Source organism: Brevibacterium pityocampae (assembly GCF_039541555.1).
GTDB classification, from domain to species: Bacteria; Actinomycetota; Actinomycetes; order Actinomycetales; family Brevibacteriaceae; genus Brevibacterium; species Brevibacterium pityocampae.
Genome location: NZ_BAABGL010000002.1, coordinates 19,858 through 41,113, shown reverse-complemented (window position 1 = coordinate 41,113; position 21,256 = coordinate 19,858). Strand labels below are relative to the sequence as shown.

At 72.1% G+C, this 21,256-nt stretch carries 18 protein-coding genes and 1 tRNA gene; 9 read left to right on the top strand and 10 right to left on the bottom strand.

The window, feature by feature from the left end; translation table 11 throughout:
- The first annotated feature begins 50 nt into the window (after positions 1-50).
- Together ABD883_RS00515 and ABD883_RS00510 are read left to right on the top strand one after the other, a co-directional pair.
- Positions 51-593 (top strand): peptidylprolyl isomerase, encoded by a 543-nt coding sequence (locus ABD883_RS00515; protein ID WP_137318470.1) that lies wholly within the window; start codon positions 51-53, stop codon positions 591-593.
- A 52-nt stretch (positions 594-645) separates the two neighbouring features.
- Complete coding sequence (locus ABD883_RS00510) at positions 646-1,464, top strand: rhomboid family intramembrane serine protease (RefSeq protein ID WP_345029027.1); 819 nt, start codon at positions 646-648, stop codon at positions 1,462-1,464.
- A 102-nt stretch (positions 1,465-1,566) separates the two neighbouring features.
- Here the strand turns inward: ABD883_RS00510 and yczE are convergent, their stop codons facing one another.
- Together yczE and ABD883_RS00500 are read right to left on the bottom strand one after the other, a co-directional pair.
- Positions 1,567-2,211, bottom strand: a complete 645-nt coding sequence (gene yczE / locus ABD883_RS00505) for a membrane protein YczE (RefSeq protein WP_137318469.1) — start codon at positions 2,209-2,211, stop codon at positions 1,567-1,569.
- Entirely contained in the window at positions 2,208-3,167 is a 960-nt protein-coding gene (locus tag ABD883_RS00500) for a cell division protein CrgA (protein ID WP_345029026.1), read from the bottom strand. Before ABD883_RS00500 ends, yczE begins: the two co-directional genes overlap by 4 nt.
- A 145-nt stretch (positions 3,168-3,312) precedes the next feature.
- Between ABD883_RS00500 and ABD883_RS00495 the strand changes: the two genes are divergently transcribed.
- Genes ABD883_RS00495 through ABD883_RS00480 form a run of 4 tightly spaced genes read left to right on the top strand, consistent with a single transcriptional unit; the run spans position 3,313 to position 6,081 of the window.
- Positions 3,313-4,029, top strand: a complete 717-nt coding sequence (locus tag ABD883_RS00495) for a DUF881 domain-containing protein (protein ID WP_345029024.1) — start codon at positions 3,313-3,315, stop codon at positions 4,027-4,029.
- The gene (locus ABD883_RS00490) at positions 4,029-5,258 is read left to right on the top strand and encodes a class E sortase (protein ID WP_345029023.1); all 1,230 of its coding nucleotides are present in this window, start codon (positions 4,029-4,031) and stop codon (positions 5,256-5,258) included. Before ABD883_RS00495 ends, ABD883_RS00490 begins: the two co-directional genes overlap by 1 nt.
- Positions 5,258-5,431 carry a hypothetical protein gene (locus ABD883_RS00485; RefSeq protein ID WP_175406846.1) on the top strand — a complete coding sequence of 58 codons (174 nt, stop codon included), beginning with the start codon at positions 5,258-5,260 and terminating at the stop codon, positions 5,429-5,431. The genes ABD883_RS00490 and ABD883_RS00485 overlap by 1 nt, the downstream gene beginning before the upstream one ends.
- Positions 5,428-6,081, top strand: a complete 654-nt coding sequence (locus ABD883_RS00480; RefSeq protein WP_137318465.1) for an anthranilate synthase component II — start codon at positions 5,428-5,430, stop codon at positions 6,079-6,081. The genes ABD883_RS00485 and ABD883_RS00480 overlap by 4 nt, the downstream gene beginning before the upstream one ends.
- Positions 6,082-6,227: 146 nt before the next feature.
- Here ABD883_RS00480 and ABD883_RS00475 read toward each other — a convergent pair whose 3' ends face one another.
- From ABD883_RS00475 to ABD883_RS00440, 8 genes are all read right to left on the bottom strand, one after another.
- Positions 6,228-7,004, bottom strand: coding sequence for a hypothetical protein (locus ABD883_RS00475; protein WP_345029021.1), 777 nt, complete (start codon positions 7,002-7,004; stop codon positions 6,228-6,230).
- A gap of 102 nt (positions 7,005-7,106) precedes the next feature.
- Complete coding sequence (gene pknB, locus ABD883_RS00470; protein ID WP_345029019.1) at positions 7,107-9,107, bottom strand: Stk1 family PASTA domain-containing Ser/Thr kinase; 2,001 nt, start codon at positions 9,105-9,107, stop codon at positions 7,107-7,109.
- The gene (locus ABD883_RS00465) at positions 9,104-10,975 is read right to left on the bottom strand and encodes a serine/threonine-protein kinase (protein WP_425548403.1); all 1,872 of its coding nucleotides are present in this window, start codon (positions 10,973-10,975) and stop codon (positions 9,104-9,106) included. The genes pknB and ABD883_RS00465 overlap by 4 nt, the downstream gene beginning before the upstream one ends.
- Entirely contained in the window at positions 10,972-12,441 is a 1,470-nt protein-coding gene (locus tag ABD883_RS00460; protein ID WP_137318461.1) for a peptidoglycan D,D-transpeptidase FtsI family protein, read from the bottom strand. The genes ABD883_RS00465 and ABD883_RS00460 overlap by 4 nt, the downstream gene beginning before the upstream one ends.
- Positions 12,438-14,102, bottom strand: a complete 1,665-nt coding sequence (locus ABD883_RS00455; protein WP_345029014.1) for an FtsW/RodA/SpoVE family cell cycle protein — start codon at positions 14,100-14,102, stop codon at positions 12,438-12,440. The genes ABD883_RS00460 and ABD883_RS00455 overlap by 4 nt, the downstream gene beginning before the upstream one ends.
- Positions 14,102-15,772, bottom strand: a complete 1,671-nt coding sequence (locus ABD883_RS00450; protein ID WP_345029012.1) for a PP2C family protein-serine/threonine phosphatase — start codon at positions 15,770-15,772, stop codon at positions 14,102-14,104. The genes ABD883_RS00455 and ABD883_RS00450 overlap by 1 nt, the downstream gene beginning before the upstream one ends.
- The gene (locus ABD883_RS00445) at positions 15,769-16,308 is read right to left on the bottom strand and encodes an FHA domain-containing protein FhaB/FipA (protein WP_345029010.1); all 540 of its coding nucleotides are present in this window, start codon (positions 16,306-16,308) and stop codon (positions 15,769-15,771) included. The genes ABD883_RS00450 and ABD883_RS00445 overlap by 4 nt, the downstream gene beginning before the upstream one ends.
- Entirely contained in the window at positions 16,305-17,138 is an 834-nt protein-coding gene (locus ABD883_RS00440; protein WP_345029008.1) for an FHA domain-containing protein, read from the bottom strand. Before ABD883_RS00440 ends, ABD883_RS00445 begins: the two co-directional genes overlap by 4 nt.
- Before the next feature lie 449 nt (positions 17,139-17,587).
- Here ABD883_RS00440 and ABD883_RS00435 point away from each other — a divergent pair.
- From ABD883_RS00435 to ABD883_RS00425, 3 genes are all read left to right on the top strand, one after another.
- Positions 17,588-17,671 (top strand) — tRNA-Leu (locus ABD883_RS00435).
- Between the two features lie 136 nt (positions 17,672-17,807).
- A complete protein-coding gene (locus ABD883_RS00430; protein WP_345029006.1) occupies positions 17,808-19,229 on the top strand; it encodes a TIGR01777 family oxidoreductase in 1,422 nt (473 codons plus the stop codon).
- 194 nt (positions 19,230-19,423) lie between these two features.
- A complete protein-coding gene (locus ABD883_RS00425; RefSeq protein WP_345029005.1) occupies positions 19,424-21,127 on the top strand; it encodes an alanine/glycine:cation symporter family protein in 1,704 nt (567 codons plus the stop codon).
- Positions 21,128-21,256 lie beyond the last annotated feature (129 nt).

Sequence of the window (21,256 nt, the reverse complement as noted above, 5' to 3'; positions counted from 1 at the left end):
GACCCGGATCCGGGAGCGGCCCCCGGCCCCCGTCGTGGAACAATGGGGGCATGACGATTGCAACGCAGCAGGCGATCCTGCACACCAACAAGGGCGACGTGACTCTCAACCTCTTCGGCAACCACACGCCGAAGACCGTCGCGAACTTCACCGAGCTCGCCACCGGCGCCCGCGAGTTCGAGGACCCCAAGACCGGCGACAAGGTCTCCCGTCCGTTCTTCGACGGCCTCGGCTTCCACCGGATCATCCCCCAGTTCATGATCCAGGGCGGCTGCCCGCTCGGCACCGGCACCGGCGGCCCGGGCTACACCTTCGACGACGAGATCCACCCCGAGCTCCAGTTCGACCGCCCCTACCTCCTCGCCATGGCGAACGCCGGCAAGCGCATGGGCAAGGGCACCAACGGCTCGCAGTTCTTCATCTCGACCGTGCCCACCCCGTGGCTCAACGGCAACCACACGATCTTCGGCGAGGTCGCCGACGACGCCTCCAAGCAGGTCGTCGACGCGATCGAGGGCGTGCAGGTGGGCCCGGGCGACCGCCCCGTCGAGCCCGTCGTCATCGAATCCGTCGAGGTCCTCCCCGCGTCCTGACCGCCCGGCCGCCCGCGGCATGCGTCGCGGGCGCCCCAGCGTCACCGATCCGATGGCGGACGAACCCAGCACCCCGGAGACCCCGGACAGCACGCCGGCAGGCGAGCCGTCCGGGGTCCCGTCGTCCCCCCGGGTCCCGAACTCCCCGGGCCTCCCCGCCCCCGCCGAGGCGCCCGCCGGCTCCGGGCACCCGGCCGCCGGTCCGCGCGCCCACGTCACGCATGTGCTCATGGGTCTCATCGGCGCGGTCTTCCTCCTCCAGTACATCCCTCCGCTCGGGCTGCTCGAGCGGTTCGGCTTCATGCCGGCGCTCGCCGCCGAGCAGCCGTGGCGGATGCTCACCCACGCCTTCATCCACTCCCAGCCCTCGCCGCTGCACGTCGGCTTCAACCTGCTCGCGCTGTTCTTCTTCGGCAGCTTCCTCGAACGGGCGATCGGGCACGTGCGCTTCGCCGTGCTCTACGTCCTCGGCGCGCTCGGCGGGGCGGTGTGCGTGCTCGTGCTCGCCGACCCGACGAGCCCGGCATCGTGGTTCGCCCTCCACGTGGGCGCCTCGGGGGCGGTGTTCGCGCTCGTCGGCGCCCTCCTCACCCCCACCCGGGAGCTCGACCGGAACCTCGGCGGGGTGCTCGCGCTCGTCGCGCTCAACGCCGCGATCCCGCTCGTCGAGCCGAACATCTCATGGGAGTCGCACCTCGGTGGGCTCATCACCGGCTTCCTGCTCGGCTGCGCCGCCCTGCTCCCGCCGCCGCGCCGCCGCCCGCTCGTGTTCGGGGTCGCGGCGCTCCTCATGGTCGCGGTGCTCGCCGGGCTCACCGTGCTCAAGCTCCTCGCCGTGGCGTCGCTGCCGCCGGCGCTGTCGACGTTCTGAGGGTCACCGGCGGGCCGCCGGGTCGGGCTGTCGGTGCGCCGCCGAGTCGGGCGATCGGCGCGCTGCCCCGGGCACCCGGGGTCTCGCCGCCGGCGGGAGGCGTCAGGTGTGCTCGCTCGCCATCGGGTCGGCCGGGCCGAGGAGGCGGGCGGCGAGGCGGAGGAACAGCTGGGTGACGGGCCCGATCCCGAAGGCGTAGAGCACCGAGCCGACGAAGAACACGCCGCCGAGCAGCCAGCCGACGGCGATGACGACGACCTCGATGCAGGAGCGGACCACCGTGACCGAAGCACCGGTGCGCTGCACGAGACCGGTCATGAGACCGTCGCGGGGGCCGGGACCGAAGTTCGGGATGATGTAGAGCACCGTGGCCAGCCCGTTGAGCACGATGCCGGCGCACATGAGCAGGATCTGCGCCCACAGCACCTGCGGGCGGTCGACGACGAGCAGCGTGAGGTCGATGAACACGCCGACGAGCAGGGCGTTGGAGATCGTGCCGAGGCCGGGGCGCTGGCGCAGCGGGATCCAGGTGAGGAGCACGAGGATCGACACGATGATGCCGACGACGCCGATGGTCAGCGGCACGTGGAGCGAGATGCCCTGGTGGAGGACGTCCCAGGGCATGTTGCCCAGGCCGGCGGCGATCATCAGGCCGCCGGAGAAGCCGTAGAGTGCGAGGCCCCCGAACAGTGCGAGCAGTCGGACCGGCAGCGGATGCTGAGCGAGCAGCCGGAAGCCGGAGCTCATCGCCAGCGGGTCGACATGATGAGTCCGGCGACGAGGATCGCGAAGCCGGCGACGAGGTTCCAGTTGCCCCAGGCCTCGACGGGCCAGCTGCCGCCGGTGATGTAGAACACGACGAGCCAGGCGAGCCCGAGCAGCAGGATGCCGACCATGACCGGCGCGAACCAGCGCGGGTTCGGCTTGATCGTCTGGCTCGTCCCGCTCGAGGTGTAGGTCGAGGTCTTGCGGGTCGTCGAGCGCTTGGCCGGGTTGCCCGAGCGCGAGGTGCGCTTGGGGGAGTCCTCGCCGGTCTTCTTCCCGGCCTTCTTCGCCTCGGCATCCGCCTTCGAGGTCTTCGCGGCGGAGGCGGCGGACTTCTTCGTGCCGGCGGCGCCCGCGGCCGCGGATGTGCGGGATATCCTCTTCCCGGCGGTCTTCCGGCCGGCCGACTTCGCCGCGGCAGCGTCGTCGGTCTGCTCCGCGGACTTCCCGGTCGACTTCGTCCCGGTCGAATTCGCGGTGGCCGACTTCGCCGTGGACGCGGTCTTCCCGGTCTTCGCGGTGCTCTTCCCTGCCGACGCGGTCTTCCCCGCCTTCGCCGCGGACTTCCCTGCGGACTTCGCGCCGGCCGCCGTCGACCCGGTCGCGGCATCGTCCGTGTCGGCATCATCCGCGTCGGTGCCAGCAGTGTCGGAGTCCGCAGCGTCGGCCTCGGAGTCCGTGCCATCGGCGTCGAGATCGTCCGCGGCGGGCTCGTCGGCGAGGTCCGCGTCCGCGGTCACCACGACGACGTCGTCCTCGGTCACCTCGGCCCCGGCGGCATCCGTCGACTCCGCAGTCGCCTCGGACTCGGTGAGCTCGGACTCGGTGAGCTCGGTGTCGGTGCTCTCCGGCTCGGTCGCCGCGGGTCGCTTCGCAGAGTCCGCCGCGGAATTCCGCGAGGTCCGGTGAGCTTTGCTGGCACGGCTCGGCTTGGCCACGTTACTCCTCTGTCGGGCGGCGGACCCCGCGCACGCGCGTGCGACTTGGGGACCCCCGGCACCGGTCGGTACATTGGTTCCTCAGGGCAATCATGCAAAGTGTACTCGTCCGCGCCGTTCGCGCGCATATCCCGAAAGTTCACCGATGACCACGCTGGCCGCGCGCACCGCCGTCTTCGTCGTGCTCGTGCTGTGCGGACTCCTCATGACGACGTCGGCCCGGGTGGCCGACGGCACCCAGCTGCGCAACGAGACCTCCTCCCTGTCCGACATCGTCGCGCAGCGCTCGCAGAGCAACGAGGAGCTCCAGCAGCTCATCAGCGAGCGGCGAGCCTCGATCGAGGAGCTCGAGAAGAGCGCCGCGGGCGGGGACAGCGGGGTGGAGGAGGCCCAGAGCGCTGCCGAGGGCCTCGCCGTCGCCGCGTCGACAGCGGCGACCACCGGCCCCGGGCTCTCCGTCACGCTCGACGACGCGCCCCCGGAGTCCGCGGGCATCGACGGCGCCACCGCCAACGACCTCATCATCCATCAGCAGGACCTCGAGGGCGTGATCAATGCGCTGTGGGCCGGCGGCGCGCAGGGGATCTCCGTGCAGGGCCAGCGCATCGTCTCCACCTCCTCGGTCAAGTGCGTGGGCAACACCCTGCGGATCAACGCCCGCGTGTTCTCCCCGCCCTACACCGTCGAAGCGGTCGGGGACCAGGAGGCGCTCAGCGCAGCGCTCGAGGCGTCTCCCGCGGTGACCGTCTACCGGTCCTACGCCGAGCGTCTAGGATTGGGCTGGAAAGTCGAGTCGGGGCCGATCACGCTGACGGAGTATGCGGACTCCCTCGAGGTGGACCAGGCGAAGGTGAAGCAGTAGTGGACGAACCCCTGACGCGGCGGGAGCGCAAGGCGCGCGAAGCCGCAGCCCGGGCGCAGGCCGAGGCCGGAGAGGCCCCGGCGCAGCCCGCGGCCCCCGCGAGCCCCCGGCCGATGATCCGCCCCGCCCAGCGCACCTCGACCGGGCGCGGCGACGGCCACCCCGGCGGGCAGTCCGGATATTCTCCGTCCGGCCCGGTCGGAGGAGCCTCGTCGTGGGGCGCGCCGCCGTCCGGCACGCCGCGCCCCACCATCGCGCAGCCGCACGTTCCGCAGTCCGGGCACCCGCAGTCCGGTGGCCACCATTCCGGCGCCCCAGCGCCCGGCGCCCCGGCGCCCGATGTCCGCTACTCCGACCCGCGCTCCGCCGTCGCCGCCGCCTTCGCCGAACCCATCGCGACCCGCCGGGACCCGCACCCGGCGGACGACGGCACCGGGCACCTCGACGAGGGCCCCGGTGAGCGCAGCCGCTCCGCACGGGGCTCCGGCGAGCGCGAGCCGCTCGGTGTGGTGCGCGGGACAGTGCGCACCTTCGGCGAGCTGTGCATCACCGCCGGCCTCGTCCTCATCCTCTTCGTCGTGTGGCAGCTGTGGTGGACGGACATCGCAGCGAACGAGGACAACGCCAACCTCGCCGACCAGCTCACGAGCGAATGGGCGGACAATCCGCGCAACGAGCTGCCTCCGGACCCGGAGACCCCCTTCGTCGCCGAGCCCGTCGACATGAACTCGGCGTTCGGGATCGTCTACATCCCGCGCTTCGGCGAGGACTACTACCGCACCATGGCCGAGGGCGTGGCGATGGAGCCGGTGCTCAACCGGATGGGTCTGGGCCGCTACCCGAACTCCGCGATGCCCGGCGAGGTGGGGAACTTCGCGCTCGCCGGCCACCGCGTGACCTACGGCAAGCCGCTCAACCTCATCGCCGAGATGCGCCCCGGCGACGAGATCATCGTGCAGACCGCCGACGGCTTCTACACCTACACCTTCCGCAACTTCGACATCGTGCTGCCCGACGCCACAGAGGTGCTCGCCCCGGTGCCGGACATGCCGGAGTTCAAGGGCAAGGACCGGATCATGACCCTCACCGCGTGCAACCCGATGTTCTCCGCCCGCGAGCGCTACATCGCCTACGCCGAGCTCACCGACTGGCAGCCCGCGGCCGAGGGTGTGCCGGAGAGCCTCGCGGACTCCCCGGCCTTCGAGAAGGCGACGGGGGGCGAGGTCTGATGTACGGACTCATCTGGCGCGCGCTGCCCGGCCCGTGGGCCGTCAAGCTGCTGCTGAGCCTGCTCCTCATCGCCGCGGTCGTCTACCTGCTCATGGAGTACGTGTTCCCCGTCGTCGCGCCCTACATGCCGTTCAACGAGGCGACCGTGACCGAGGACGGGGGCGGGGCGTGAGCGCGCGGATCCTCGTCGTCGACAACTACGACAGCTTCGTCTACACCCTGGTGGGCTACCTCCGGGAGCTCGGCGCGGACACCACGGTGATCCGCAACGACGACGTCACCGACGCCGAGGTGCCCGCCCTGCTCGCAGAGTACGACGGGGTGCTGCTGTCCCCGGGCCCCGGCGTGCCGGCGGAGTCCGGGATCTGCCCCGCCGTGGTGCGCGCCTGCGCCCAGGCTCAGCTGCCGCTGTTCGGCGTGTGCCTGGGCCACCAGACCCTCGCCGAGGTGTTCGGGGCCACCGTCGACCACTCGCCGACCCTCATGCACGGCAAGACCTCGCAGCTCACCCACACCGGGACAGGGATCTTCGCCGGCTGCCGGACGCCGCTCACCGCGACCCGCTACCACTCGCTCGCGATCGTCGACGCGACCCTGCCGACGGAGGTGTTCGAGGTCACCGCGCAGACCGCCGACGGCGTCGTCATGGGCATCGCCCACCGCAGCGCGCCGCTGTCCGGGGTGCAGTTCCATCCCGAGTCCGTGCTCACCGAGGACGGCTACCCGATGCTCGGGAACTTCCTCGCGCAGTGCGGCATGCCCGAGGCGGCGCTCACCGCCCGCGGCCGCTCCCCGATCGCCTCGGCCGGCCTCCACGACTGAGGCGAGCCGCCTCGGCGACGGGGTGCGGCACGATTGACGGCCCCGACCGTTCATCGGCCTGAGCGGACTGTGGGGCTCTTCGCCGAGAGTGGTGGCGTCGATACCACCATTCCTCGCCGGAACCCCCACAGTTGCGCGGCGTACGCTCAGGACCGATCCGGTGAGCCCGGGGTCGCCGCCGCCCGTTCGCGGGCCCAGTCAGCGTGGATCGCGGCGCGGGCGGCGGCGAGGTCGACGTCCGCGAGGTCGCCGACGAGCGTGAGCCGCCCCGATCCCCCGGACATCTCCGGCGGCACGATTGCCATCACCGTGAGCCCGGCGTCCATCGCCGCGGTGATGCCGTCCGAGCCGGATTCCACCGCCACCCCGAACCGCGCGGGGATGCCGAGCTGGTGGACGGCGAGCAGGTGCGCGTACGGGTGCGGGCGGCGCCGGCGGACCTGTTCGGCGGTGAGCAGCACGTGCGGCTGCGGCAGCGCCAGGTGCTCGCTCAGCGCCTCCACCCAGCTGCGGGGCATCGAGGTGAGATAGGCGATCCGGGCATCCGTGGCGGCCGCCCGGGTGAGGAACGCCCGCGCCGCGGGGCAGGCGAGGTCGCCGTCGCGCGCGGTCGCGGACAGCCGGTGGAAGATCCGCATCCGCAGCAGTGCGCTCGTCACGTTCGTCCCGGGCCCGTCTGCGATGACCCGGGCGAGCGCCTCGCTGATGTCGACGAGGTCCCCTGCGGCGAGGGCCAGTGCGAGGGGGTCCGGCAGGGTCCCGGCGGCGAGCTCGGAGCACCCGCAGTCGGCGAGCACCGCGCGGCCCACCCGCTCCCAGACGGTCTCGGCGTCGAACACGACGGAGTCGAGGTACACCGTGAGCATCCAGGGCGGCGCCGGATCCGAGTCGGGTCCGAGCATGTCGAGCGGCCCGGTCATCATCTCGGTGACCCGGGGCGGAGGGGATCCGGTGGGCGGGGGGTCGGCCGGGGGATCGACGGGGAGGGGGGATCGAGGGGGAGTGAGCGTCACGGTCGGCGGGTCCTATCCCCGCCCGTGGCGACCCGGCCGGTCCCGGGCCTCGTCGGGGCGGCCGGGCCGGTCGCGCGCCTCGTCGGATCCGCTGTTGCCCTGGATGCCACCCTGCTCGTCCCCCTCGTCACCCGGGGGCCCCGGGATCGAGGGGAAGGTGGGCACCTCGGCGGTCGGCTCGGCCGGCGGGGGCGTCGGGCTCGGGGACGGCGCCTCCTGCGCCACGGTGATGGTGATCGCCGAACCCTGGCTCACCTCGCCGCCGCCCTCGGTGCTCTGCTCGAACACCTCGCCGGCCGGGTGGTCGGCGGTCTCCGACTCCTCGACGGTGCAGTCGAGCTGGTAGTCCTCGCCCTCGAGGGTCTCGCACGCCTCGTCCTCGGTCATGCCGAGGACGTCGGGGACGTCGACCTTGCCGGTGGAGATCACGAGGTCGACGGTGGAGTCCTTGGCGACCGTGGAGCCGGCGCCGGGCCGGGTCTCGATGACGGTGCCGGCGGCGACGTCGGGGGAGTTCTCGTCGATGTTGCTGCCGGCGGTGAGGCCGGTGTCGCCGATCCGCTGGCGTGCCAGCGATTCGGTGTCGCCGGCGACATCGGGCACCTCGACGGAGTCCGGGCCGGTCGACACGTAGAGCACGATGAGGTCGCCCTCGCTGACCTGGGACCCGGCGGGCGGGTCGGTGCTCACGACGTTGCCCTCGGCGATCTCGTCGTCAGCGGTCTCCTCCCGGTCGACCCGCAGGCCCTCCTGGAGGAGGTACTGCTCGGCGTCGTCCGCGGGCCGGTCGCTGAGGTCGACGAGCTCGAAGGTGACGACCTCGGGCTCCTTGGACATGGTGTAGACGAACAGGCCGAGGCCGGCGAGGACGAGCACGAGCAGCGCGCTGCCCACCCACAGCCAGGTGCGGCTGCGCTGCTCCGGCTCCTCGTCCCGGTCCTCCTCCAGCACGGTGGTCACCGCATTGGTGGTCGGGGGCTGGTCGATCGCCTGTGTGGGCTCGCCGAGCTGGGAGTACGCCATCGTCGCCTCGGTCGGCGGGTTCGCGTACCCCGGTGCGGCGCCGGCGCCGAGCGCGGCACCGGCCGCTCCGCCGGCGAGCGCCCCGGGCACGGCGCCGAACGCCTGCGTGGCGGCGTCGTCGCCGTCGATGCTCAGCGGCCGCCCGTCGCGGGCGGCGAGCACGTCCTCGCGGAAGGTGTGCGCGTCCTGGTAGCGGTCGTTCCGGTCCTTCTGGAGGGCGTGGAGGAGCAGCCGGTCGACGGCCGGGGGCAGCTCGGGCTCGTGGTGCGAGGGCGCCTTGGGGTCCTCGCCGACGTGCTGGTAGGCGACCGCGAGCTGGGAGTCGCCGACGAACGGCGGCCGGCCGACGAGCAGCTCGTAGAGGAGACAGGCGGTCGAGTAGAGGTCGGAGCGGGCGTCGACGATCTCGCCGCGCGCCTGCTCGGGCGACAGGTACTGCGCGGTGCCGACGACCGACTGGGTCTGGGTCAGGCTGCCGGTGTCCTCGAGGGCACGGGCGATCCCGAAGTCCATGACCTTGATGTCGCCCTCGGGGGTGAGCATGACGTTGCCGGGCTTGATGTCGCGGTGGACGATCCCGTTGCGGTGGCTGTAGTCGAGCGGGGCGAGCACACCGGCGGTGACGTCGAGGGCCTCGCGCACCGTGAGCCGGCCGTGCTCGGTGAGCACCTGGCGCAGGGTCAGGCCCTCGACGTACTCCATGACGATGAAGGGGACGTGGACGACATCCCCGCCGGACTCGACGAACTCCTGCTCGCCGGAGTCGTAGACGGCGACGATCCCGGGGTGGTTGAGGCTCGCTGCGGACTGCGCCTCGCGCTTGAGGCGGGCGTGGAACGAGGGGTCGCGGGCGAGGTCGGAGCGCAGCAGCTTGATCGCCACGCGCCGACCCAGGCGGGTGTCGATGCCCGCGTGGACCTCGGCCATCCCGCCGCGGCCCAGCAGCTCCCGGACCTCGTAGCGCCCGGACAGCATCCGCACGTCGTTCATCGGGTGCCTCCAGCGGGGCCGGGCAGGCCGGCCGGGGAGGTGCCGGCTCCGGCGGTCACGGTGTCGACGAGCGCACCGGCCGGGAACGAGGCGCCCTGCCCCTGATTGCCCTGGCCCTGGTTGCCCTGGCCGCCGCCGAGGCCGGGGTCGTCCTCGCCCTGGCCGCCGCCCTCGTTGCCGCCGCCTTCGTTGCCGCCGCCGTTGTTCCCGCCGCCGTTGCCGTTGTTCCCGTCCTCGGATCCGCCGCCGTCACCGGGGTCGGTGTCCTCCTCCGGTGCGGGCGCCTCCTGGGTGGGGCGCTCCGGGGCCTGGGTGGGGCGCTCCGGGGCCTGGGTGGGCTGCTCGGGGGCGTCCTGGGTGGGCTGCTCCTCCGGCTCCGGCGCCTCGGCCGGGCCGCCGGAGATCTCGAGGGTGACGGTGTCGCCGGCGGAGAACTCGTAGCCGTCGTTGCCGCGGCGCACTCCGTCGACGGTGCCCTCGGAGCGCGAGGACTCGACGGTGACCGTCTCGACATTCAGCCCGAGGTCCTCGAGATTGCGGGTCGCGGTGCTCTCGCTCTGCCCGATGTAGTCGTCGGGGTCGATGGTGATCGTGTCCTCGGTGGGCTCCGCGGAGGCGGTCGGGGACTCGCCGGGTCCCGGCTCCTCGTCGCCGCCGCCGAGGAACAGCCACAGGATCCAGCCGAGGCCGAGCAGCGCGAGGACGACGAGGATCGTGATGACGATCGCGGGGGTCTTCGACTTCTTCGGCTCCTCGTCCTCCGGGGCGAGCTCGTCGGTGCGCTGCTGGGCGCTCGCCGCGATCATCGGATCGTGGTAGCTGTGCGCTCCCGTCTGCGCGGGGTCGCCGGACCAGTCGTTCTGCGGGTGCCCGGCGGAGTGAGCGGCACCGGCCCCCGCGGCGGCGCCCAGACCGGCACCAGCCGCGGCCGCCCCGGCGGCGGGCATGACGCGGGTGGCGGAGTCGTCCTGGTTGAACACGCGGGTCACGGCCTCGCTCGCGGCGTTGCCGCTCACCATCTGCGGGACGGCGGCCTCGGCGGCGGCGACATCCCCGGCGAGCAGTGCGCGGGCGGCGGTCGCCACCTCCTGGCCGCTGTCGGGACGGTCGTCGGGGTTCTTGGCGAGCATCGCGTCGACGAGCCGGCGCACCGGCTCCGACACGGTGTCCGGCAGCGGCGGGTGGTGGCGGTTGACCTGTGCGATCGCGATCTCGACCTGCGACTCCCCGGTGAACGGGCGGACGCCGGCGAGCGCCTCGTACATGATGATGCCGAGAGAGTAGATGTCGGACTTCGGGATCGAGCCCTTGCCCGTGGCCTGCTCCGGGGCGAGGTACTGGGCGGTGCCCATGACCTGCCCGGTCTTGGTCAGCGGCGCTTGGTCGGCGACCCGCGCGATCCCGAAATCGGTGATCTTGACCCGGAAGTCCGGGGTGATGAGGATGTTGCCGGGCTTGACGTCGCGGTGCACCACGCCGGAGCGGTGGGCGGCGTGGAGCGCCTGCGCGGCCTGCGCGCCGACGTCGAGCACGTCGCGCTCGGGCATCCCGCCGTTGCGGTCGAGGATCGCGGACAGCGCCTCGCCGGGCACGTACTCCATGACGAGGTACGGCGAGCCGTTCTCCTCGCCGTAGTCGAACACGCCGGCGATCCCGGGGTCGGAGACCGCTCCCATGCTGCGCGCCTCGGCCCGGAACCGGTCGAGGAACGTCTGGTCGGAGAGGTACTCCTCCTTCATGATCTTCGCGGCGATCTCGCGCGCCAGCACGGTGTCGCGCCCGCGCCACACCTCGCCCATCCCGCCGATCGCGATCCGGCTGGTGAGCTCGTACCGGCCGCCGAGCATGGTTCCTGCGCCTGGTCTCATTCGTTGATCACCGCTTCCATCACAGCTTTCGCAATCGGTCCGGCCACGCGTCCGCCAGAGGCCTGGCTCCCGGCGTTGCCGCCGCTCTCCACCACGACGGCGACGGCGACCTGCGGGTCGTCGGCCGGGGCGAAGGAGGTGAACCACGCGTGGGGCGCGGCACCCTGCGCGTGCTGCGCGGTGCCGGTCTTGGCGGCCACGTCGACCCCGGGGATCTGCGCCGCGGTGCCGGTGCCGTCGTCGACCACGCTGACCATCATGTCGGTGAGCGCGCTCGCGGTGTCCCCGCTGATCGGCCGGGAGAACTCGCGCGGGCTCGGCTCGCTGATGAGGTCGAGCGTGCGCGCATTGCGCACCTGGTCGATGAGCTGGGGGTGCATGAGGGATCCTCCGTTGGCGATCGCCGAGGACACCATCGCCATCTGGAGCGGCGTGGCGCGGACCTCGAACTGGCCGAGCGATGACTGGGCGAGCTGCGGGGGATTCGTGTCCGAGGGGAAGCTCGAGGCGCTGACCTGCAGGGGGATGTCGAAACTCTCCCCGAACCCGAACTTCTGCGCCTGCTCGCTCATCGCGTCCGACCCCAGGGTCATCCCGAGGTCGGCGAACGAGGTGTTGCACGAGTTCTTCAGGGAGTCGGCCAGGGAGACGGTGCCACCGGAGCCGCACGCGCCGCCGCCGGAGTTCGAGATCGTCGCCGTGGTCTGGGGCAGGTCGAGCGTGGCCGGCCCGGACAGCTGGGAGTCCGGGGTGTACTCGCCGGATTCGAGCGCGGCGGCGGCGGTGACGAGCTTGAAGGTCGAGCCCGGCGGGTAGAGGTTGCCGCCGATCGCGCGGTTGTAGGCGGGGTTGTCGTCGTCGGCGATGAGGCGCTCGTAGGCGTTGAGGGCCTCATCGCGGTCGTGCGAGGCGATCGGGTTGGGGTTCCAGCCCGGCGAGGACACCATCGCGAGCACGTCGCCGGTCTTCGGGTCGAGCGCGACGACGGAGCCCTTCTGCCCGCCGAGCGCGTTCCAGGCCGCCATCTGCGCCTCGGGGTCGAGCGTGATCTCGATCGCCGCTCCGGCGGGCTGGCTGCCGGTGAAGATCGAGGAGATCTTGTCGTAGAACAGGGCGTCGTCGGTGCCGGCGAGCAGGCCGTTCTCCGTCTTCTCCAGGCCCGAGGCGCCGGACACGATGGAGAAGAAGCCGGTGACGGGGGCGTAGACCTCCGCCGGCATGCCGTCTGCGCCGTAGGTGCGCTGGTACTCGTAGGTGTCGTCGACGGGCACGGAGTAGGCGACCGGGGTGCCGTCGACGAGGATCGGCCCGCGCTCGCGCGACAGCTCCTCGACGAGGGTGCGGGTGTTGAGCTCGTGATCGCGCAGCGCCTGCGCCTGGAAGTACTGGACGAAGCTCGTCGAGCCGAACAGCAGCGCGAACATCACGAAGCCGACGACGGCGACGTGCTTGAGCGGGTTGTTCATCGCGGGTCACCCCCGTGCTCGGGCTCTCCGTGCTCGGGCGTGGGCTCGGCCCCGTGCTCGGGGGCGGTGCGGTGGGCCGTGGTGGCGACGTCCGCCTCGGGGCCGGGTGCCGCCGCGGGGTGGACGGTGGTGGCGACCTCGGCCTCGGGGTCCCGGGGGTGCCCGTCGGCCGCCTCGGCGCCGGCCGGGTCCGCGGCGTCGCGGTTCCGGAGCCCGCCGAGCAGTCCGCGGGACGGGCTGCGCTGCCCGGCGCGCTCCTCGGGGTCGGTGAGGACGGTGAGGACTCCGGTCTGGAACTCCTCGGCGGGGCGGCGGGCGTAGTCGGAGATCCGCAGCAGCAGCCCGATGATGATCCAGCTGCCGATGAGCGAGGAGCCGCCGGCGGCGAGGAACGGCGTGGTGAGGCCGGTGAGCGGGATGAGCCGGGTGACGCCGCCGATGACGATGAAGCACTGGAGGCAGATGGTGAACGTCAGGCCCACGGTGAGGAGCTTGCCGAAGCCGTCGCGCACGCTCGAGGCGATCTTCATGCCGCGCTGGAACAGGATGAGGTAGAGCATGAGGATCGCGAACAGGCCCACCATCCCCAGCTCCTCGCCGAGCGAGGCGTAGATGAAGTCGGACTCCGCGTACGGCACGACGCTCGGCCGGCCCTCCCCGAGGCCGGTGCCGGTGAGCCCTCCGGAGGCCATGCCGAACAGGCCCTGGACCAGCTGGTAGGAGCCGCCGGGGGTCTTCTCGAACTCCTCGCGGGTGAGCGCGCCGAGCCAGCCGTCGATGCGCTGCTGGACGTGGGTGAAGATCTGCGCGGCGACGAAGGCGCCGAGCGCGAACATGCCGAGACCCAGGAAGATCCACGTCTTCTTGCCGGTGGCGACGTAGAGCATCGCGACGAACAGTCCGAAGAACAGGAGCGAGGTGCCGAGATCGCGCTGGAGGACGAGGATGCCGACGCTCGCCACCCAGGCGATGATGATCGGTCCGAGGTCGCGCAGGCGCGGGAACCGGATGCCGAGGATCTTGGGCCCGGCGAGGACGAGCTGGTCGCGGAAGCTCACGAGGTAGCCGGCGAAGAACACGGCGAGGAGGATCTTGGCGATCTCGCCGGGCTGGAACGAGAACGGGCCGACGTTGATCCAGATCCGGGCGCCGTTGATCGTCGTGCCGAGGCCGGGGACGAGCGGCAGGAGCAGGAACGCGAGCGCTGCGAAGCCGCAGGTGTAGGTGAAGCGCCGGAGCAGCCGGTGGTCGCGGAGGAACACGATGACGAGGCCGGCGAGGATCGAGCCGAGCGTCATCCAGACGAGCTGGGAGGTCGCGGTCGAGGACTCCGTGGCGAGGTCGATCCGATAGATCATCGCCAGCCCGATCCCGTTGAGGAGGATCGCGAGCGGGACGAGCACCGGGTCGGCGTACTTGGCGCGCCACCAGGTGAGGACGTGGAGGCCGAGGCCGAGTGCGGCGAGCCAACCGGTGTACCAGTAGACGTTCGCCGGCACCGTGTCCGCGGCGCCGAGCCCCACGAGGGCGTAGGCGCCGGCGGCGATCACGACGGCGAGGGCGGTGAGCATGAGCTCCGCGAACCGGTAGGGGCGCGGGGCCTGGGAGCGCGCGACGGCGTCCGGGGCGCGCTGCTCGGCCACGGCGGGGGCGTAGGTCATCACGGGCCTCCCGCGGCGTTCGGCTCCTCGGCCGGGGCGGGTGCGGGCGAGGCGGGGTCCGGTGATGCGGGATCCGGGGAGACCGGGGCGTCAGTGACGCCGCCCTGCATCTCGGTGGCGGCATTCGCCGCGGCCTCGTCGCGGAGGGTCTCGACGACCTGGTCGGCGGCGGCGCGGTCCCCGGCGGGGATCGTCGCCTCGAGACGTGACTGCGAGAACGCGGAGAGCTCGTCGACCGGGATGTCGGTGGTCTCGTCGAGGGAGCTGAGCTCGAGCGGGCCCAGCGTCTGCGCGACGCCGCGGTAGATCGCGACCGTGCCGGATTCCTCACCGACGTAGTACTGTCCGCGCACCCAGTTCCAGCCCACGACGCCGGCGATCGCGACGGCGGCGAGCACGAGGATGGTGATGAGGAGGGGCAGCAGGCGCCGGCGCGGACGCTCCTCGGCACCCCAGCCGTCGAGGTCGTCGTCCGGGTGGTGGCCGTCGGTGCGGTCGCGCTCGCCCGGCTGGGCGCGGGTCTCGGCGCGGTCGCGGTGCGCGGCTCCGGGGCATGCTGTCGCGGCGGCGCCGGTGGCAGCGGCGCCGGCGGCAGCGGTGCCGACGGAAGCGGGTGCGGCGGAGTCGGTCGGGATCTCCTGGGTGTCGCCGGTGCGCGCACCCCGGGAGTCCGGGGCACCTCGGCCTCGGCTGCCGTGCTCGTCCCCGCTGTCCTGCCGGCCTCGGGAGCCGTCCTCGTCCGGGGCGGCGCGCTCGGCGCCGACGACGTCGAGCTGCTGGGTGTCGGCGGATTCGTCGACCGTGTCGAGCGGGCCGGTGGGGATGAGCTCGGTGGGCGTGTCGGTGCGGCCGAGCAGGGCGTACTGCGGGTTGGTGCGCACGGAGCCCACGGACTCGCCCGCACCGCGCGCCGCCGCTCCCGCTCCCGCGGCGTCCTCGGGCGCGACGACATCGCCGATGACCACGGTGACGTTGTCGGCGCCGCCGCCGGCGAGGGCGAGGTCGACGAGCCGGTCGCAGCAGGCGCCCGGATCCGCGATGCCGGCGAGCGCCTCCTGGATGTCCTCGATCGAGGCGAAGCCGGTGAGCCCGTCGGAGCACAGCATCCAGCGGTCGCCGAGCCGGGTGTCGCGGAAGGACAGGTCGAGCTCCGGTGCCGAGCCGACGTCGCCGAGCACGCGCATGACGACGGAGCGCTGGGGGTGGGACTCGGCCTCCTCGGGCGTGATCCGACCCTCGTCGACGAGCATCTGGACGAAGGTGTGGTCGTGGGTCACGAGGGAGAGCTCACCGTCGCGCAGCAGGTAGGCGCGGGAGTCGCCGATGTGGGCGAGCGCGAGCCGGTCGCCGGTGCGCAGGAGCGCGGTGACGGTGGTGCCCATGCCGGCGAGCTCGGGCTGCTCGGCGACGCAGGTGGTGATCCGCTCGTTCGCGTCGAGGATCGCCTGGCGGAGCACATCGAGGGCGTCGCTGCCGTGGCCGGGGGCGTCGAGGTCGGACAGGCGGGCGACGGTGATCGCGGAGGCGACATCGCCCCCGGCATGACCGCCCATGCCGTCGGCGACGAGGAGGAGATCGGGTCCGGCGTACCCGGAGTCCTGGTTGTTCTTGCGGACCAGGCCGGTGTTGGAGCGAGCTGCGTGCCGCAGCGTGAAATCCAGGCTGCTCACGGACGAAGCTCCAGGGTGGTGTGGCCGATGGTGACAGGGGTGCCGATGCGCATCTGCACCGGGGAGTGCAGACGCTGGCCGTTGATGAAGGTGCCGTTGGTCGAGCCGAGGTCCTCGACGTACCAGTGGCCGGAATCCGGGACGATCCGCGCGTGGTGGCCCGAGGCGAAGTCGTCCTCGAGGACGACGGTGTTGCCGCCCGCGCGGCCCAGGGTGATCGGCCCGGCGCCGAGCGGGATCACCATCCCGGCGAGGGCGCCGGAGGTCAGGTGGAGCGCGCGCGGGACCGGCGGTGCCTGCTGCTGCGGCGGTGCGGCCCGGGACGGGGGTGCGTGCTGCGGCGCGGCCCGGCCGGGCGGGGGCCCGCCTGCGGGGACCGCCCCGCGCTCTCCCCGGGAGCGGCCGCGGCGGCCGACGCGGTTGCTGCGGCGGGGCCCGAACAGGTCCTGGCGCAGCACTCCGGCGACGAGGAAGACGAAGATCCACAGCAGTGCGAAGAACGCGAAGCGCAGGACCATGACGGTGAACTCGCTCATCGGCCTCCCGTCTCCGTCTCGCGGAACACCACGTCGGTGTCCCCGGCAGTGAGGGTGATGCCGTCGTTCAGGGGCAGCGAGGTGATCCGGCGGCCGTCGACCAGGGTGCCGTTCGTCGAGCCGAGGTCCGTGGCGGTCGCCTGGTCGCCGGAGACGGCGATCTCGAAGTGGCGGCGGGACACGCCGGGGTCGTCGAGGACGATGTCGGCGCTCGAGGAGGAGCGGCCGAACACCGTGGTGCCCTGGGGCAGGTGGGTGAGGCGGCCGCGGATCTCGACGGCGGGCTGGCGGGGGTCCTCGGAGCGGCGGACCGGCGGGGGAGGAGTGGGGGCGGGTGCCTCGGCGGCGCGGAGCTGCCCGCTGTGGGCGTGGACGTAGGCCTCGGGCACGATCGGGTTGGCGCGCGAGGGCGGGTCGTAGCCGCCGCGGTTCTGGGGCTGCGCGGCCGGGGAGCCGTCGGGGCGCTTGGTCGAGGCGCGCACCCGGTACATGCCGGTGTCGAGGTCGTCGGCGGCTTCGAAGGTGACGATGACGGGGCCGATGAAGCTGTATCCCTGCTCCATCGCGTGGTCGCCGACGACCTGCCGGAGGTCGGCGCGGAGCTCGGACTCGATCGGTTCGAGGCGCTCGTGGTCGGACTGCGAGAGCTCGATGATGAAGCTGTTGGCGGTGAGCGTGCGGCCGCGGGACACCACGGCGGCGTGGGTGTCGGTCTCCTTGCGCAGCGCGCCGGCGAGCTCGACGGGCTCGACCTGGGCGCGGAACGCCTTGGCGAAGGCACCATTGACGACGCGCTCGATGCCCTTCTCGAAACGGTCGAGTACGCCCATGGCCTGCCTCCTTCGGTCCGCTGCACCGGTCGCCGAGGCGGCGCCGTCTGCCAACACTGTCAACACTCCATGCTAACGGCAGACTCCCGCGTTGACATGTTCGCACGTGCGCGGGCGGGGATTCCGACAGGGATTGCCGGGCAGCTCCGGGGGAGCTCCGGGCGAATTCCCGGGTGCTTCCTGGGTGGGTGCCGGGGTACGAGTGGGGTGCCCCGCTGCCGGGCGCCCCGCTGCCGGACTGCGCAGTATCCGACGATCGACGCGCAATTGCGCGCTCGGTTCCGGATACCGCGCAGTCGGGCGGCGCGCGGCCCGGGCGGACCGGGTGCGGAGGTCGTGCGCAGCGCGGGATCCGAGAGCGTTCGGGCGGCCCGGAGTCCGGTTCCGACGGCCCGGAATCCGGTTTTGGCGCGGAACGGCGGTGATGTTAGAGTCTCCTACTGTCGCTCGCGCGAGTGGCGGAATTGGTAGACGCGCTGGCTTCAGGTGCCAGTGATCGAAAGGTCGTGGGGGTTCAAGTCCCCCCTCGCGCACACTTCTCGAAGGCCTCGGACCCCACGGTCCGGGGCCTTCGTCATGACCTCATGGCTTCCCGCTGCCCCGGCGCGGAACCCGCGCAGCCCGTGCGGCATGCCCGGTCGACGGTGAGCGGGCTGGCATGATGGGGACATGGCAGTCTTCACGCACACGGCCGAGGCGCCCTACTCCCTCGACACCGTCTTCTCCTGGCACATGCGCCCGGGCGCGCTCACCCGGCTCAGCCCGGAATGGGCGCAGGAGGTCGTCGAGGAGTCGCATCCTCCGCTCACCCCGGGCACCCGCGCCCGGATGAAGACCTCCGTCCCGGGCACCCGCGGGGTGGTCCGCGTGCCCTTCGTGTGCGAGCACGCGGCGGGCCCGGAGCCCTTCTCCTTCGTCGACCGGATGACGACCGGCCCGCTGCACTCCTGGACGCACACCCACCGGTTCATCGCAGCCGCGGATCCCGCCGCCTGCCGCATCGACGACCGGATCGACTACCACCTCGCCGCGCCCAGCGGCCGCCTGTCCGAGGGCTTCGACACCCTCGCCATGGACGCGGTGCTGACGAACACCTTCGAGGCCCGCACCCGCCGGCTGCTCGGCGACCTCGATTTCCAGGCCGACCTCACCCGCCGCACCGGGGGCGCACCGCGGCGGATCCTCATCGCCGGCGCCTCGGGCCTGCTCGGCCGGCAGGTCGCCGCCCTCCTGTCCACCGCCGGGCACGAGGTGCGCCGCCTCGTCCGCACCACCCCGTGGCGCGAGGACGAGGTGCGGTGGAACCCCGGCCTCGGCCTGCTCGACGCCCGGGCGCTCGCCTGGGCCGATGTCGTCATCTGCTTGAGCGGGGCGAGCATCGGCACCCGCTTCACCGAGCGTGCGCGCGAGCGCATCCTGTCCTCCCGCCTCGACAGCACGCGCCTCCTCGTCCTCACCATGGAGCAGCTCGACCCCGCCGACCGCCCGGACACCTTCGTGTGCGCCTCGGCCGTGGGGTACTACGGCGCGGAGCGCGGCGACGAGCGGCTCACCGAGTCCGCCGACTCCGGAGACGGCTTCCTCGCCGAGGTGTGCCGTCGGTGGGAGACCGAGGCGGCCCGGGCCGAGGAGCTCGGCGTGCGCCGGGTGTCGATCCGCACCGGGGTCGTCCTCACCTCGCTCGGCGGGCCGCTGCGCCTTCAGCTGCCCCTCTACCTCACTGGTCTCGGCGGCCGGCTGGGAACCGGCGACCAGTGGCTGTCGTGGGTGTCGCTGGACGACATCGCCCAGATCTACGCCCGCGCCGCGCTCGACGACTTGATGTCCGGGCCCGTCAACGCCGTGGCACCCGAGCCGGTCCGGCAGCGGGAGTTCGCGCAGACGCTCGGCGACCTGCTGTCGATGCCCTCGGCGCTGCCGGTGCCGCCGCTCGCCCCCACGCTGCTGCTCGGCCCGCAGGCGGCCCGCGAGCTCGCGCTCGCCGACCAGCGGGTCGTGCCCGAGGCGCTCACCGGGGCGGACTACACGTTCCGGCACCCGACGCTGCGGGCGGCGCTCGCCTCGACCCTGGGGTGCCCGCCCGAGGACTGAGCGTGCTGAAGCGGGATCCGGTGGGGTGCACGGTGTCGATTCCGCGGTACTCGGCCCCAGGTCAGGGCCACTACCGCAGGCTCATGTGCACCGCCTGTGTTGGGCCTGGGCAGAGCCTGCTTGCTAAGGTTCGTTGACGGTGCCGAAACCGGACCGACCATCCGGACGTAAAGCTACTGCCGCGCCACGTGACTATGAATCCTGAATCCGCACTCGCCCATGCCTTTCCACCGTCCTCAGATGTCACACTCTCCGCAGCACAGACGACGCTGACCGCCTCCGGCTTCGACCAGGCCGTCGAGAACGCGTTCGCCCCGATCGCCGATGTGCTGTCCGCCATCGTCTTTTTCGGAGTGCCGGTCGCCGGCACCGAGCTCCCCCTCATCGTCGTGTGGCTCATGGCGGCCGCGGTGTTCCTCACCGTCTACCTGCGCTTCCAGCCGATCACCGGGCTCGCGCACTCCGTGAAAGTGATCCGGGGAAAGCTCACCCGGAAGACCGACCCGGGTGAGGTCTCCTCGTTCCAGGCGCTCGCCACCGAGCTCTCCGGCACCGTGGGACTGGGCAACATCGCCGGTGTCGCGGTCGCGATCACCATCGGCGGACCCGGCGCGGCCCTGTGGATCATCATCTTCGGCTTCTTCGCGATGACCGTGAAGATGGCCGAGGCGACGCTCGGCGTGAAGTACCGGACGATCATGCCCGACGGCACCACCTCGGGCGGGCCGATGTACTACCTGCGCGACGGCTTCAAGGACATCGGCCGTCCCAAGCTGGGCAAGTTCCTCGCCTACTTCTACGCGATCGCCACCGTGGTGGGCGTGTTCGGTGCCGGCAACCTGTTCCAGGCCAACCAGTCCGCGGCCATCCTCGTGAACTCCACCGGCGGCGAGGCCAGCTTCTTCGCCGACAAGCTGTGGCTCATCGGCCTCATCATGGCCGTGCTCGCCGGCATCGTGATCCTCGGCGGCATCACCTCGATCGCCCGCTGGACCTCCGCGATCACCCCGCTCATGGCGATCCTGTACTTCGTGTCGGTCGTCATCATCCTCCTGCTGAACTTCACCGCGATCCCCAACGCCTTCGTCCTCATGTTCCAGGGCGCGTTCACCGGTGAGGGGATCGCCGGCGGCATCATCGGCGTGGCGATCGTCGGCATCCAGCGTGCGCTGTTCTCCAACGCCGCCGGTGTCGGCTCGGCCGGTATGGCGCACTCGGCCGTGAAGACCTCGCGTCCGGCGACCGAGGGCTTCACCGCGATGTGGGAGCCGCTCATCGACTCCGTCATCATCTGTACGCTGACCGCGCTCGCGATCATCACCACCGGCCTCTACGACGCGGACGCCGGCGACGGCTCCACCGAGGCCGGCGTCAACCTCACCGCGCAGGCCTTCGGCACGGTCACCGACTGGTTCCCCTACATCCTCACCATCTGTGTGATGCTGTTCGGGTTCTCGACGATCCTGTCCTACGCCTACTACGGCCAGAAGGCGATCGGCTTCCTCACCAAGGAGTCGTTCTTCGCCCAGAAGGGCTTCCAGGTCGTGTGGGTCATCGCGGTCGTCGTCGGTGCCTCGATCTCGCTCGAGAGCGTCGTGGCGTTCTCCGATGCGATGTTCTTCCTCATGAGCGTGCCGAACCTGCTCGGCATCTACTTCCTCGCCAAGATCCTCCGCCTGGAGATCCTGCGGCACAAGCACCAGGCGGCCTCCGGCACCCTCGAGGAGATCCCGGAGGACCTCCAGGTCGGGCTGCGCGATCACCAGCCCACCGAGGAGCAGGTGGCCTCGGAGAAGAAGCGCCGCGCCGGCGTGCGGGAGAAGCGCAAGCGGATCCGCGCCGGCTTCCGCAAGGCGCAGAAGGACCGCGGCGTCGACGTCACCGACGACCGGGTGTGACGGTGTCCGGGTGTGAACCGGTGAGCTGATCACCGCACCGGTGTTCCGACACCGCCGCACCGGCACCGGTGTTCCGACACCGCCGCACCGGCACCGGTGTTCCGACACCGCTGGTCGTGCGCTGTTCGG

Excerpts from the sequence above, each read along its gene's own strand:
- ABD883_RS00515 (WP_137318470.1), top strand. The coding sequence starts at position 51 with ATGACGATTGCAACGCAGCAGGCGATCCTGCACACCAACAAGGGCGAC.
- ABD883_RS00510 (WP_345029027.1), top strand. The coding sequence starts at position 646 with ATGGCGGACGAACCCAGCACCCCGGAGACCCCGGACAGCACGCCGGCA.
- yczE (WP_137318469.1), bottom strand. The coding sequence starts at position 2,211 with ATGAGCTCCGGCTTCCGGCTGCTCGCTCAGCATCCGCTGCCGGTCCGA.
- ABD883_RS00495 (WP_345029024.1), top strand. The coding sequence starts at position 3,313 with ATGACCACGCTGGCCGCGCGCACCGCCGTCTTCGTCGTGCTCGTGCTG.
- ABD883_RS00485 (WP_175406846.1), top strand. The coding sequence starts at position 5,258 with ATGTACGGACTCATCTGGCGCGCGCTGCCCGGCCCGTGGGCCGTCAAG.
- ABD883_RS00475 (WP_345029021.1), bottom strand. The coding sequence starts at position 7,004 with ATGATGACCGGGCCGCTCGACATGCTCGGACCCGACTCGGATCCGGCG.
- pknB (WP_345029019.1), bottom strand. The coding sequence starts at position 9,107 with ATGAACGACGTGCGGATGCTGTCCGGGCGCTACGAGGTCCGGGAGCTG.
- ABD883_RS00465 (WP_425548403.1), bottom strand. The coding sequence starts at position 10,975 with ATGAGACCAGGCGCAGGAACCATGCTCGGCGGCCGGTACGAGCTCACC.
- ABD883_RS00460 (WP_137318461.1), bottom strand. The coding sequence starts at position 12,441 with ATGAACAACCCGCTCAAGCACGTCGCCGTCGTCGGCTTCGTGATGTTC.
- ABD883_RS00455 (WP_345029014.1), bottom strand. The coding sequence starts at position 14,102 with ATGACCTACGCCCCCGCCGTGGCCGAGCAGCGCGCCCCGGACGCCGTC.
- ABD883_RS00445 (WP_345029010.1), bottom strand. The coding sequence starts at position 16,308 with ATGAGCGAGTTCACCGTCATGGTCCTGCGCTTCGCGTTCTTCGCACTG.
- ABD883_RS00440 (WP_345029008.1), bottom strand. The coding sequence starts at position 17,138 with ATGGGCGTACTCGACCGTTTCGAGAAGGGCATCGAGCGCGTCGTCAAT.
- ABD883_RS00430 (WP_345029006.1), top strand. The coding sequence starts at position 17,808 with ATGGCAGTCTTCACGCACACGGCCGAGGCGCCCTACTCCCTCGACACC.
- ABD883_RS00425 (WP_345029005.1), top strand. The coding sequence starts at position 19,424 with ATGAATCCTGAATCCGCACTCGCCCATGCCTTTCCACCGTCCTCAGAT.